The organism is uncultured Brachyspira sp. (assembly GCF_934747485.1).
Lineage (GTDB): Bacteria > Spirochaetota > Brachyspiria > Brachyspirales > Brachyspiraceae > Brachyspira.
This window is the reverse complement of the sequence record NZ_CAKVGN010000010.1, coordinates 1-13811: the sequence shown is the minus strand read 5'-3', so window position 1 is coordinate 13811 and position 13811 is coordinate 1. Positions and strand designations below refer to the sequence as shown.

The following is a 13811-nucleotide window of genomic DNA, read 5'->3' as shown; positions in this document are numbered from 1 at the left end:
AGGTATTTTTTTATGAATAATATATTTTATCTATTTATTAAGTATGTATCGCTTAATGTGCTTGGTATGATTGGCTTATCTTGCTATATACTTGCAGATACTTTTTTTGTGGCAAGGGGAATAGGCTCTGACGGACTTACTGCCTTGAACATCGCTATACCTATTTTTAATTTTGTTAATGGAATCGGATTAATGCTTGGTATGGGTTCTGCAACTAAATATGCTATATTAAAAGCACAAAATAAAAACGATGAAGCAAATATTGTATTTACTAACTCTTTAATTTATATATTGATAATATCCATTTTATTTATTGTTATAAGTATTTTATTCACATCTCATATAGCATATATTTTGGGTGCTAAAGAAAATATACATACTATGACTAATATTTACATAAAGATGATACTTTTATTTTCTCCTATGTTTATGCTTAATAATGTGCTTTTAGGTTTTGTACGCAATGATAATCACCCAAGACTTGCTATGATTGCTATGCTTATGGGAAGTTTATTTAATATTATTTTTGATTATATATTTATATTTCCTTTAAATATGGGTATATTCGGAGCTGTACTTGCAACAGTATTTTCTCCTGTTGTGAGTATACTAATATTATCAACATTGTTTATAAAAAAGAAAAATAGTTTTTTTATAGTTAAGCCTAATATTAGTTTTATAAAATTTTTTGAAGTATCTTCTATTGGGGTGTCTTTTTTAGTAACTGAAGTTTCATCAGGTTTTGTTATTTTAGCTTTTAATATAATAATATTAAATATTGCAGGAAATGTAGGAGTTGCAGCTTATGGAATTACTGCAAATATTGCATTAGTAATTATAGCGATATTTACAGGAATGGGGCAGGGTGTGCAGCCTATTATAAGTATCAATTACAACAATGAAGATAATATAAACAAAATATATAAATATGCTGTAATTTTATCAATTAGCATTTCTGTTTTTGTTTATATCATTACTTATTTATTTGCTAATGAAATAACTTCTGTTTTTAATAGAGATAATATTGAAGAACTTCAGAAAATATCGGTTAATGGACTTCGCATATATTTTACAGCATTTATATTTGTGGGATACAATATCATTACTTGCGTATATTTTTCTGCTAAAGACAAAGCAAAGCAGGCATTTATAATATCTATATTAAGAGGTTTTATATTTATAATGCCTTCTATATTTATTTTATCGAGTGTTTTTAATATGACAGGTGTATGGTTATCATTTCCAGTTGCAGAGATTTTAACAAGCATTTTTGCATTTATATTTTTTATTAATAGCAGAAATAAATTGATTAGTAATGTTAATAATTTAGTATAAAGAAAATAATTATATTTAATTAAATAATTTAAGCAATATAAAAGGGCTAAAACAATCTTTAACCCTTTATATTTTATGATATTAATTATAGATTACATTTCCACAACTAAAGCAGTACCCATACCGCCTCCTATACAAAGCGTAGCAAGACCTTTTTTAGAACCACGTTTTTTCATTTCGTATAAAAGTGTGGTGAGTATTCTCGCTCCTGATGCTCCTATTGGGTGCCCTATAGCAATAGCACCTCCATTAACATTAACTATATCCATATTGAATTTTAATTCACGAGCAACAGCAATAGATTGAGCAGCAAAAGCTTCGTTACTTTCTATTAAATCCATATCTTCAACAGTGAGATTAGCCATTTTCAAAGCCTTTCTGCTAGCCTCTATCGGTCCAATACCCATTATCCTCGGTTCAACACCATGTGTAGCATAGCCCAAAACTTTAGCCATAGGTTTAATTCCAAGTTCATCAGCCTTTTCTTTAGACATAAGCACCACAGCAGATGCAGCATCATTAATACCAGAAGCATTGCCGGCAGTAACAGTACCATCTTTTTTGAATGCAGGTTTTAATTTTGCTAAAGATTCCATAGTAGTACCGAATGTTGGGTGCTCATCAGTATCTACTACTGTTTCTCCTTTTTTAGTTTTAATTGTAACAGGCACTATCTCATCTTTAAATCTTCCGCTTTTTATGGCAGCTTCGGCTCTGTTTTGACTTCTGCAAGCAAACTCATCTTGTTCTTCTCTTGTTATTTTCCACTCTTCAGCAATATTTTCAGCAGTAACACCCATATGATAATGTTCAAAAGCACATATAAGAGCATCATTAAGCAAAGTGTCTTGCATTTTTGTTTCTCCCATTCTCGCCCCCATTCTCATAGCTGAAGAAGTATACGGAGCCATACTCATGTTTTCAGTGCCCCCAGCAACAACTATATCTGCATCTCCTGCTTTAATCATCTGTGCTGCCATTGATACAGCCCTAAGTCCTGAACCGCATAATATGTTTATAGTTAAAGCAGGTTTATCTACCGGTATCCCAGCATTAACAGAAACCTGTCTTGCAACATTTGGAAGAAGTGCTGATTGTATAACGCATCCAAAATAAGTCTCATCAACTTGCTCTGGTTTAATATTTGCTCTTTTTAAAGCCTCTTTTACTGCAATAGTGCCAAGCTCTACGGCTGAAGTATTTGCAAATGAGCCTAAAAACTTACCCACAGGCGTTCTAACAGCACTTGCTATTACTATTTCTCTCATAAACATAATCTCCTAATAAAAAAGTTATTGTGTATAGTATAGTCAATAAAAATATGTTTTACAACAGTTTTGTTTTTGATATGTTTTATAGTGTATAATAAAAAAATAATCTATAACTTTTTCAGCATTTAAACAATATTTTAAAATGAGTAAAAATCATTTTGTATTATAAAAAATAATAATAGACTTGTTTCAAAAGTGCTTGACAAAATCATTTAATTTTAAAAAGTATATAATTAATTATTTTAGTAATAAATATACATACTTTTTGTTTCTTTGCGGCAATACCGTAGGCACTACATTCGGTTGCAGCGAGTAGGTGCCTATTGGCAAAAGAACCGGGGGCTAGTCTACTCAAAACTTAAAAATTTTGTTATATAAGTTTTTTATTTTATTCAACTTTTTCCCGTGGCAAAAAGTTGCAAAAAACACAAGTAGTTAAATTTTATATCTAAGAAATTATATAAAATAATACTAATTATATCTTACATACTAAATATTAAATTAAAAACAATATAAATATTTATTAATTTAGTTTTGAAATAAGTCTAATATATTTATATTAATTTTTAAAATTAATATTTTTATAAAATGTTTTATTTAAAAAGAAAAAGGATAGCCTTAAAGCTATCCTTATATATTTTTTTGAAAAGGTTTTATTACCAAATCATTAAAGTAGAACCCCAAGTAAATCCGCCGCCGAATCCTGTAAGAAGAACTAAATCTCCGTCATTAATCTTGTTATTATCCAAAGCATCAGTTAAAGCTAAGCCTATACTTGTTGAAGAGCAGTTTCCGAATTTATTTAATACAACGCTTACTTTTTCCATAGGAAGACCTATTCTTTTAGCAACCGCCTGCATTATTCTTAAATTTGCCTGATGCGGTACAAAATATTTAACATCGCTTAATTGTTTGCCAGTAGATTCTAAAACTTTATCTATACTATTAGAAAACTCAGTAACAGCTCTCTTAAAAGTTTCAGAACCATCCATATGTATTTTAAACTCAGGAGCTTCCAAATCATCTGCTCTTATAGGGCAAACACTTCCGCCATTAAGAACTATGCTCATATCCGGCTCACTTTGCATATGCATGCCTATTATTCCTTTTCCATCTTCTCTTGTTGTGATTAATGAAGCAGTGGCAGCATCTCCAAAAAGAATCGCAGTTCCCCTATCTTTCCAGTTAACATCTTTAGTAAGTTTTTCACTGCAAACTATAAGTACATTTTTGCATTGACCGCTTTCTATTAAAGAAGTAGCTGTGTTTAATGCATATATATATCCAGAGCAAGCAGCAGATAAGTCTAAAGCAAAACAATGATTAAGCCCTAATGCTTTTTGTAATTGTCCTGCCATAGATGGAAATATATAATCTTTTGTTACAGTAGGCACTAATATAGCATCAACCTCTTTTAAATCTATTCCTTTTTTTTCTAAGTTTTTAACTGCATTAAATCCCATTTCAAATATGGTTTCATCAGCCCTTGCCATATGTCTTGTTTCTATACCTGTACGAGTTACTATCCATTCGTTATTGGTGTCTAATATGCTTTCAAAATATTTGTTGTCTAATATTTTTTCTGGTACATAATAGGCTATGTCTTTAATAAATGCTCTTTTCATTGTAAGCTCCAAATTAAATATACTTTCCTAAGTATAAAATATATTAGTTTTTTTAAAAAATGATATAGTTATTAGTAACTATTTTTCTTTTTTAGCTCTCTTTTGCCTCTCTTACCATATTGGGATAATATTTTTTTAATTCTAAAAATGCATTCTCTACTTTTTCTGGTATATCTATATGAATTAAAAAGTCTTTGCCTCTTGGTCCATAGCCTTCTTCATTATCTGTTAATCTTGGTATCTCCCCCATAAGAAGATTAATATATCTCTCTATGTTCCACATTCCAAGAGGGTAGTTGTCATAAATTAATTTTGAGTCTTCATTTATTACTTTTACTTTATATGCTGCATAGTTAATAACTTCTATACTTTTATCTATATACTTTTTTATAACTGCACTCATTCTTAGCTGCATAGCGGCATCTTGAATTAAGATTATATTATTAAAATCTAATTGTTCTTTTTTTATTATTTCTAATAGATTTGTAATATTGTTTCCGCAATTTGTAGAGCTGCATTCCAGAAAATCTGCTTCTGCATTATATTTGTTTTTTATATATTCATTAAATATTTCTGCTTCTGTTTTGTAATTTATATCTGGTATTATTTTTTTTATGTTATCTATTAATGAATCTGTTGTATGCCCGTATCCTCCAACTATTATATATTTTTTAGCAATTTTTTCTTTTATAGCCTGAGCAAATATATCTCCTCCAGCAATTATGCTTCCTCCAAATAATACTATAATATCTGCTTGATTTATATTGTATTTATTTTTTAATTCTTTTTTATTCAAAGAACTAATATCTCTCTTACCGCAAAAATCTGCTAATATGTTTATATATTCTGCTATTTTTTTGTAGCACATAAATTATTCCGTTATATTTTAATAAAACTATATAAATAAAAAAGCAAAAGTAAGCTGCATTAAAATATTACTTACTTTTGCATATTATATATTAAAAAATTATTGGGGGGATTATTCTAATACAACAATGGCTTCAGGTTCTTTTATCCTAGGCAAAACAGTTTCCATTATTCTAAAAGTATGATTAAGGTCTTTTTGCTCTAAATAAGCAGTAGACATATCAACCCCAACAGCCAAATCTATATATTGAGGCTCTACACATATAATAGCAGCTTTTTTGCCTTTTATTGTAGGTATATTGTATAGATTATGAATCATATTAGTTATTCTTTGAGCTTCAGTCATGCCAGTACCTTGCTGTATTCTCTGTAAGTCAAAAAATAATCCCTGACTTAGAGCTAATATTATTCTTCCAACTATTCCTTTTTCTCTAATCATATTAATACCTTTCACAATATCAATATAAGGATTTTCACCAGTAGACCAATCACTAATTTTTAATTTTTGTACGCCTTTAGTGTTTAGTATTCCAGTAACTCCTACAAACTCATTACCATAAAAAATTAATTCATCTTCTTTATTTGATAAAGTTTGTGCTGCAAATGATGTTACAGATAAATCTAAAGGCATTTTATTTTTTTCATTATTTTCTATATCTCTCCATAGAAGAGTAAAGTCTTGATATAACTGCGGAAGCTCCACAGAATGCCTTCCTGAAGTTTTTACTATACCGTCTTGAAAAACTTCTTCTCTGTCATTTCTATCATATTGCACGCTTATAGTACCAGAACCTAAAGGTCCGTATATACTTAAGAACCTTCTTCCTATCAAAGTTCTGCTTGCAGTTTCTATTACTGTTTTATCTATTTTGCTCCAAAAGTCGCTGTCAAAAGGCGAACCATCTCTTGCTAAAAAGTCCATATATTCTCCTTTTTAATTTAATTTTATACTATTTATTATAGTAATTATTATTCTTTTTTCAAACTTCCTACTGTGAGGCCTGATAAATCTGGTTCTTTTATTCCCAACTCTTCCATCATCTCTTTTACTTCCATCTCTCCAGAAGCAAAATGTTCAGCCTCTTTAGAGTCTAAATGTCTTAAAAGAGCCATAAGTTCGCCGACATGAGCCTTCTCTTCATCTCGAATATCAGCAAGCACAGCCTTAGCAACAGGGTCATCAGTAGCCATATAATGAGCATCATACAAATATATAGCCTCCAATTCCCCAGCTATATCTAATCTCACAGCCTGTATTAATTCTTCTTTACTTATTTTTCTTTCAACATTTGCATTAAACGGATTTGCAAAACTAGGCATACTTTCCTCCTTTGAAATACCTAATTATGTTAATACAATAAATTACTTATTAATATTAATTACTAATAATAAGTATAGTATAAAAAAATATAAAAGTCAACATATAAAACAAATATAAAAAGAAAAAATAATATATATTTACAAATATTTTTATATTGAGTATAATTTATTTAAGTTATTTAGTTAAAATTATTTTATTAAACTATTTTATGGAGTTTTTTATGACTATTCAAGAAGAGTATTTTAATAATTTGTCTAACATTTTAAAAACTAATTTTACTAAAAAAGGTTTTGCTTTTGATAGCTTTTCTAATAAAGAAGAAGCTAAAAAGTTTTTATTATCTCAAATAAAAAAAGATGATGTTATAACATTTGGCGGAAGTGCGAGTGTTAATCAGATGGGTATATTAGAAGATTTAAAAGATTATAAAAATTTTGTAGACAGAAACAATAAAGAATTAAAAGCGGAAGCAGAGATTAAGGCATTTACTGCTGATGTATATTTATGTTCTGCTAATGCTTTAAGTAAAAATGGAGATGTTATTGCTATAGATGGAAGCGGAAATAGAGTTTCTGCTATGATTTACGGACCAAAAAAAGTTTATTTAATTGTAGGAAGAAATAAGATTGCAAATACTCAAGATGATGCATTAAAGAGAGCTAAAGATTTTGCAGCTTCACAAAACTCTATAAGATTTAAAGTAAATAATCCTTGCAGTGTAGGGGATATGATTTGTAATGAGAATTGTAATATAGAAGATAGGTTATGTTCTTATACCGTAATTATAAATAAATGCCATATAAGAAATAGAATACATATATTATTTATAGATGAAGAATTAGGTTTTTAGTTTATATTAAAATAATTGTTTTCTATCAACTTTTTCCGCGTACGAGCTGTACCACCTTGCCGCATTACTCGCCTAGCTGTGCACTCCCTACGGTCGAGGGCTTACCGCACGGTAATGCTATGCTTTAATTATAACTTCTTAGTCGTGCGGGGGAGTGCATTTTAATGTACAATTAAATTATAAAATTTATAATAAAAATGCAGTCCTTTTGCTTCTTTGGGCCACGCCGCCGGCACTTCCTTCGGTCGCAAAAGAAGTGGGGGTGCTAGTACCCGAGAACAATAAAACTAAAAAAATATTCTTGGCAAAACCCTACGAATAATTAAAAAAACTTAAAAAGTTACTCCATATTATAAAGTAATTATGCTCTGAAAATTTTTACTTTTTTCATGAATTAGTATATTATTTTTTAATAATAATAAATAATAAAAAAATACATCTCTTGGATTTTGTTAGATGATAATTGATATACTTACACTTTTCCCTAACTTCTATGAAAGCCCTCTAAACAGCGGTGTTATATCTATGGCAAAAGAAAGCAATGCCGTTGATATTAATATTGTTAATATGCGTGAGTTTGGAGAGGGAAATTATAAAAAATGTGATGATTATACCTATGGCGGAGGACCGGGTATGATTATGACCTACACTATTTTTAAAAAATATTTTGAGAGTAACAACAAAGGACACACTATAATATTTTCTCCTTCCGGAAAAACATTGACTCAAGAAAAAATAAAAGAGCTGTCAAAAAAAGAACATATCACATTAATACTTGGGCACTATGAGGGCATAGATTATAGAGTTGAAAAAAAATATGCTGACGAAACTATAAGTATAGGTGATTATGTTTTAAGCGGCGGAGAGATACCAGCACTTTTGATTATAGATGCAATATGCAGATATAAGGGGGTGCTTAATAATAGCGAATCTGTGGTAAATGATACTTTTGAAGAGAATGCTAATGGGCTTTTAGAATACGAACAGTATACAAGACCTTATGAAATAGATAATATGAAAGTGCCTGATGTTTTAATTTCTGGTAATCATAAACTTATAGAAGAATATAGGAGAGAGAGAAGCATTATAAAAACTTTTATTAATCGTTCTGATATGTTTAAAAATATTGATTTATCAAAAAAAGACATAAAGACTATATTTAATTATTTAATAGATAAAACTAACAAAACATTATAATTTTTCTTTTTGACATTTATATTGTTTTTAATATATTATTATTAAGAAAATTTACTAAAAGAGAATTTAAAAATATAGAGAGAATATAATAAAAATGGTAAGTGAAATATTTGCTAATAGATTATCAATAGGAATAATATCATATGTTGTTTTTATAATATCAGCTAGTATGCATGAATATTCCCATGCGAGGGTTGCTTATTTTTTTGGAGATAATACTGCTAAAAGTTTAGGAAGATTGACATTGAACCCATTTGCTCATATAGATATACTTGGAAGTGTTGTATTGCCTTTGCTTGCTGCTGTTACTGGCATACCTGTTATAGGTTGGATGAAAGCTGTTCCTGTAGATTCAAGAAATTTTTCTAATTTTGAAAGAGACCAAGCTTTAGTGTCTTTTGCTGGACCCTTTGCTAATTTAATGCTTGCTACTGTTTCTTTTATTATAATAAAGATTTTAGCTTTTCCTGTGGACGGCACTTTTGTAATATACAAATTAATAATGGCATTACAAGCCAATTTAAATATACTTACTAATATATTTTTAAATGCATTGCCAATAGTAATTACAATGCTTATAATGTTCTATATGATTAATATAATGCTTATGTTTTTTAATTTGCTTCCTTTTCCTCCATTAGACGGCGGTTGGATATTAAGGTTTTTCTTATCAAACAAAGGCAAAAATACTTATGACAGAATATACCCTTATGGTTTTTTAATATTATATGCCTTACTTTTCTTTGGAATATTAAGAACTATACTTTCTTTTATACAAACCATAGCAACATATATATTGGGCAATTCTATTAATGCATTATTTTCTATATAATTAATATATCTATTTAATAATGTATTTAATTTTTAATTAATGCATTATTAAAACAATAATTTTCTATCAATTTTTTATTGTTCTTTTTCCCGCGTATGAGCTGTACCACTACTCGCCGTAGCGGCTTGCCGCACGACAATACTCTGTTTTAATCATAGCCCTTTAGGTGTGCGGGTGGTATTGCTTTTTTATTCACAATTATTTTTTTTTTTTGAAGTATTCGCCATATGAGTTTTCCGCACGGTAATGCTATGCTTTAATTATAACTTCTTAGTCGTGCGGGGGAGTGCATTTTAATGTACAATTAAATTATAAAATTTATAATAAAAATGCAGCCTTTTTGGTTCTTTGTGGCACGCCGCAAGGGCATTTCCTACGGTCGCCCTGAAGGACTCCCTTCGGTCGTACCGAGTAGGTGCCTATCGGCAAAAGAACTGGGGGTGCGGGGGCTAGCCCCCGAGAATAAAAAACATAAAAATATTTTCTGTCAACTTTTTCCCACAGCTACGCTCTGCGGACTTCGTCAAAGTTTTTACCCTTCGGGTACGCTTCGCAGGGGGCAAAGCCACCACTAACAAAACAGTGAAATATATTTTTTTAATAAACTTAAAAATTAGTAGCTATATTGTTTTCTTTTCTCTTTCGGTCTTCCCAAATACCACCAATCACCCGGTCCATAGAACATATATTCTATAGAAAAATCAACAGTTGATGTGTTTGGAACATTTCCTGTACCAAGTATAATTTTTCGGTATGTAATGGTCATATATAAAAAATCTGATATTGTAGCTTTAAACTTTACGAAAGGCTCTAAATAAGAATAATCTCTTTTTTTGGGCTGATACGGAAAAACGTAACTTACACCTGTATATAATGTCATAAAAGGAGATGTTATTAGCTCAATTCCTCCAATTATCTCACCCAACTCCAATATATCTCTTTGTAAATTATCTCTTGTATCAAACACATAAGCAAATAATATATTAAGCGGTATTACTTTAGGCACTATTCCAAGTAAAAAAGCCCCATTAAAATTAAAAGCATCTCTGTTTTCACCAAGAATACTTTGAGAAAAATTATAGCTCATTCCAACTTTAGCACCCAATGATAAATACCAATCCAAAAATGTTACTTTAGCTGTTGCATTTATAGCATCAAAATTAAAAGAATCAGTCATATTTGTAAGCCCTGTTAAATCTTGCCTTGTATCTTGCCTTTGATATATAAAACTTGCAGATACTCCTAATTCCAAAAAATTAATAGGTCTCACCATAAAATACGGCATAAATGTAAATGATAAATTTCTTTTACTAATATTTTGGTCGAGAGGGTCATTTATATATAATTTATAATCCTGAAACCAAGAGTTATATTCATAATATATGCCTCCTATGCCCACAGAAAACATTTTATTTTTTTCTATTAGAGGAGATATATCAAAATAAAAATCATTTCTTGAAGCATAAGATAGTCGGCTTACGGTAATTGATATTATTAATATAAATAAAACTCTTATTTTCATGAGTATATTTTATAGAGATAAATCTTTTTCTATACTGTAGCCATATCTTAACTGAGCAATTAATACTTGATATATTTGCTGAGTTTTAGCTTCTATTACTAAAGTCTCTAATGCTTTTTGAGCTTCTTGATATGGAAGAGAATCTATTTTATATATAGCTCCATATTGTTTATAAGCCTGATTAATTTCTTCTTCAGTAGGCTTAGGTATTTTAGCCCTTATAGTTTTATCTATATAGTTTGCAGTAACAGCATTTCTTGTTATTAGATTATCTAAAGATTTAGCCTCTGGTGTATCATAGAAACCTGTTTTTTTTGCATCATAAAGCATAACTTCCATAGCAGCAAAAGCATTAAACATACTATCACGTGCTTGTGCCTTTAATGCAGGCGGAATATTATCTCCAGCTTGCTTTAGATTTTCATTAAACATTTCATTAAATTTAGATAATGGAATAGTTGTTTCTTCTATTGTAATACAAGGGTCTTTAGCAGATGAATATTCAAATTTAGTGTAGTTAGTTTTAGCATTCTGCAATATTTTATTATATTCATTACGCATACGTTCTTGAATGATAGCATATTCTATTTGAAGAGATAACTGGTCAAAAGTAACATTTGGATGCAAACGGTTTTTATTTGTATTGTAAAAACTTCTCTTTTGAGCATCTGTTACAACACTAAAATCTTTAGGCACTTTTTTTTGCATATATAATTGCACTATTTGATTATCTCTTTCTTTTTCTATTCTCGCCATCAAATCACTATCTTTATCATAGCCCTCTTCTACAGCTTTAATATACAAAACCTCTTGCTCTATTATTTGATTAGCTATTTGCCATAACTGCAATTCATTTGTAATAATTATATTAATAGCCTCTTCATTACCGCCTCTTAATGTTATTAAATTTGTTACATCATTAAGAAACTCATTTTTAGTGATAAGTTTTTTTAAGTTTCCATCAGCATCTGTTATTTTTATGGCGAAATCTTCATTAGAATATAAAGAACATACAGAAACAAATAGTATAAAGCTTATTAATAATAATTTTTTTTTCATATATCTTTCCACAAATTAAAAATTAAATTCATCGTCATCAGTTTTGTTTTTTCTTTTAAATAAACCAACAATAGAGTTAATTATATTCATAAAATTGAAATTATCGGTAAAATCTCTAAGCGAGTTTGTAATACCATAAAAACTGCTGGTAACATTATCTAAAGCGTCATGCATATCTGACAAACTTTTTTTTGTTTTGTCAGCTTCAGATTCTACAAATACTGCTATATTATTAACTTTTTCGCTAATAGATTCTATATTATCTATTATCTTATCAAATCTGCTGCTAAATCTAAAATGTGTAGCAAGCAATACAAAAAACATAGCCAAAGTTAATATTAATATTGCTATAGCTATAAAAGCCAATGATATAGCAATAACGTTTAATTGAAAAGTAATATCACTCATATTTAAATAACTATCAAAAAATTAAGCATCAACTTCATCAGATTTCTTTTTTCTTTTATCTAAAAAATCTGAAGTTTTTTCTTTACCTTTTTCGTATAATTCAGAAGTCTTTTCTCTGCCTTTTTCATATAATTCAGAAGTCTTAATAACTCCTCTATGATACAAATCATCTACTTTATATTTAATATTATCCATAGTTTCTTTAATGTCTTCTCTAGTCTCTTCACCAGCTTTTGGAGCAAATAATAAACCTAATGCAACGCCGGCACTTACACCAAGTATAAAAGAAAATATTCCTTTAGTCATAAAAATATCCTCCTAATGTTATATAATTATCTTCTAAGATATTAAATGTAATTACTCTTTTTGTCAACATACTAATAAATATAAATTTAGCTTATTATATTTTCAATATCCTCTACTATTTTATCTATCTCTTCATTATATGATTTAAACCAGCCTGTTTTTGTTAATTTACTTATAGTGCTGAACTCTAAATCTTTTATTTCATTTTTTTCTTTATCAAATATTTTAGGATTAGAGAAATCTACTATAAACTTGTCATGCTGCAAATTAAAAGTAATGTCAAAACATAAAAACTTATTTTTATTATCATCTATATTTGATACATAAAAAAAATATATAAAACCATTATCTAATATTTTATAATTTTCTTCGTTTATTGAATTATTTTTCACCCAATTAATAATTTCTTTTCTCAAATCATCTCCTATTAAATTTGATGATAAAAATATTCTTTGTTCTGAAAATAAACTAATTTCAAATAAAAATAATAATATAAAAATATATTTTAATTTGTTTTTCATAGTGTTTATAATAATTATATTTCTTTTAAAGTAGATAATATATTTTTTATTTTACTATAATAATTTTTACCGCTCATAGAAGCTATCATAAATTGATGATAATAATTATTTGTTTCAAGCACATATATAGAATAATGCACATCAACATCTTTATAATTAGAATAAAACTCTGTAATATAAACATTCTTTTTATGTATAGCGATTTTATTAGAACTTAATATTATATTATTTTCTCTAATACCATTTACTGTATTTTGATTGTATTCTTCTAAAGTTATATTATTCACTTCAGTTTTATTTTTAGAGAACATTATAAAGCAAAGAGAATCTTTATTGTTAATTAGTTCAAGGTTTGAGTTTTCATTAAGCTCATTTTTTTCTTTTGATACATGCCATTTATTAGAAAACTTCATTTCAAATTTTTTGTCATAGCTTTTAATATAAAAATAAGATTTTTGTATTTGCTTAAAAACAAAATAAGAAACGCCGGCACCTGCAATTGCTGAGCTTAGAACTATTATTGGAATATTTTTTTTCATAGTGATATTCCTTTTTAAAATGTAATATTGATATTACGGTATAGCATTTTCATTAAAAAATCAAGAATATTTTATAATTAATTGTGTTTAGGAGCCATAGATATTGCACGTTTTTTAGTTAAAATAAAGTAGGTATTCCTTATAATATAAATAGCTAA

General features: G+C 28.5%; 15 protein-coding genes. 4 read left to right on the top strand and 11 right to left on the bottom strand.

Going from position 1 to position 13811, the window contains the following annotated elements; all coding sequences use genetic code 11:
- Positions 1–12: 12 nt before the first annotated feature.
- A complete protein-coding gene (locus Q0H31_RS03125) occupies positions 13–1335 on the top strand; it encodes an MATE family efflux transporter (RefSeq protein WP_295295731.1) in 1323 nt (440 codons plus the stop codon).
- Positions 1336–1427: 92 nt separating this feature from the next.
- Here Q0H31_RS03125 and Q0H31_RS03120 read toward each other — a convergent pair whose 3' ends face one another.
- The 5 genes from Q0H31_RS03120 to Q0H31_RS03100 form a co-directional block, all read right to left on the bottom strand.
- Entirely contained in the window at positions 1428–2603 is a 1176-nt protein-coding gene (locus Q0H31_RS03120; RefSeq protein ID WP_295295730.1) for an acetyl-CoA C-acetyltransferase, read from the bottom strand.
- A 659-nt stretch (positions 2604–3262) separates the two neighbouring features.
- Positions 3263–4231: a beta-ketoacyl-ACP synthase III gene (locus Q0H31_RS03115; protein WP_295295729.1), complete on the bottom strand. Its 969-nt coding sequence runs from the start codon at positions 4229–4231 to the stop codon at positions 3263–3265.
- 91 nt (positions 4232–4322) lie between these two features.
- On the bottom strand, positions 4323–5099 hold the full coding sequence (locus Q0H31_RS03110) for a YdcF family protein (protein WP_295295728.1): 777 nt from the start codon (positions 5097–5099) through the stop codon (positions 4323–4325).
- A 111-nt stretch (positions 5100–5210) separates the two neighbouring features.
- On the bottom strand, positions 5211–6020 hold the full coding sequence (locus tag Q0H31_RS03105) for a family 1 encapsulin nanocompartment shell protein (RefSeq protein ID WP_295295727.1): 810 nt from the start codon (positions 6018–6020) through the stop codon (positions 5211–5213).
- Positions 6021–6067: 47 nt separating this feature from the next.
- The gene (locus Q0H31_RS03100) at positions 6068–6418 is read right to left on the bottom strand and encodes a demethoxyubiquinone hydroxylase family protein (protein WP_295295726.1); all 351 of its coding nucleotides are present in this window, start codon (positions 6416–6418) and stop codon (positions 6068–6070) included.
- Between the two features lie 221 nt (positions 6419–6639).
- Between Q0H31_RS03100 and Q0H31_RS03095 the strand changes: the two genes are divergently transcribed.
- The 3 genes from Q0H31_RS03095 to Q0H31_RS03085 all read left to right on the top strand — a co-directional run bounded on the left by Q0H31_RS03095 (position 6640) and on the right by Q0H31_RS03085 (position 9298).
- Positions 6640–7269 carry a lactate utilization protein gene (locus Q0H31_RS03095; RefSeq protein ID WP_295295725.1) on the top strand — a complete coding sequence of 210 codons (630 nt, stop codon included), beginning with the start codon at positions 6640–6642 and terminating at the stop codon, positions 7267–7269.
- A gap of 456 nt (positions 7270–7725) precedes the next feature.
- Positions 7726–8466, top strand: a complete 741-nt coding sequence (trmD, locus tag Q0H31_RS03090) for a tRNA (guanosine(37)-N1)-methyltransferase TrmD (protein WP_295295724.1) — start codon at positions 7726–7728, stop codon at positions 8464–8466.
- Positions 8467–8560: 94 nt separating this feature from the next.
- Complete coding sequence (locus Q0H31_RS03085) at positions 8561–9298, top strand: site-2 protease family protein (protein ID WP_295295723.1); 738 nt, start codon at positions 8561–8563, stop codon at positions 9296–9298.
- A 613-nt stretch (positions 9299–9911) separates the two neighbouring features.
- Here the strand turns inward: Q0H31_RS03085 and Q0H31_RS03080 are convergent.
- The 6 genes from Q0H31_RS03080 to Q0H31_RS03055 all read right to left on the bottom strand — a co-directional run bounded on the left by Q0H31_RS03080 (position 9912) and on the right by Q0H31_RS03055 (position 13653).
- A complete protein-coding gene (locus tag Q0H31_RS03080) occupies positions 9912–10820 on the bottom strand; it encodes a hypothetical protein (RefSeq protein ID WP_295295722.1) in 909 nt (302 codons plus the stop codon).
- A gap of 9 nt (positions 10821–10829) precedes the next feature.
- Positions 10830–11879 carry a peptidylprolyl isomerase gene (locus Q0H31_RS03075; protein WP_295295721.1) on the bottom strand — a complete coding sequence of 350 codons (1050 nt, stop codon included), beginning with the start codon at positions 11877–11879 and terminating at the stop codon, positions 10830–10832.
- A gap of 15 nt (positions 11880–11894) precedes the next feature.
- The gene (locus Q0H31_RS03070) at positions 11895–12287 is read right to left on the bottom strand and encodes a DUF948 domain-containing protein (RefSeq protein WP_295295720.1); all 393 of its coding nucleotides are present in this window, start codon (positions 12285–12287) and stop codon (positions 11895–11897) included.
- Positions 12288–12308: 21 nt separating this feature from the next.
- Positions 12309–12593 carry a YtxH domain-containing protein gene (locus tag Q0H31_RS03065; RefSeq protein WP_295295719.1) on the bottom strand — a complete coding sequence of 95 codons (285 nt, stop codon included), beginning with the start codon at positions 12591–12593 and terminating at the stop codon, positions 12309–12311.
- Between the two features lie 86 nt (positions 12594–12679).
- Entirely contained in the window at positions 12680–13114 is a 435-nt protein-coding gene (locus Q0H31_RS03060) for a hypothetical protein (protein ID WP_295295718.1), read from the bottom strand.
- A gap of 14 nt (positions 13115–13128) precedes the next feature.
- Entirely contained in the window at positions 13129–13653 is a 525-nt protein-coding gene (locus tag Q0H31_RS03055) for a hypothetical protein (RefSeq protein ID WP_295295717.1), read from the bottom strand.
- Positions 13654–13811 lie beyond the last annotated feature (158 nt).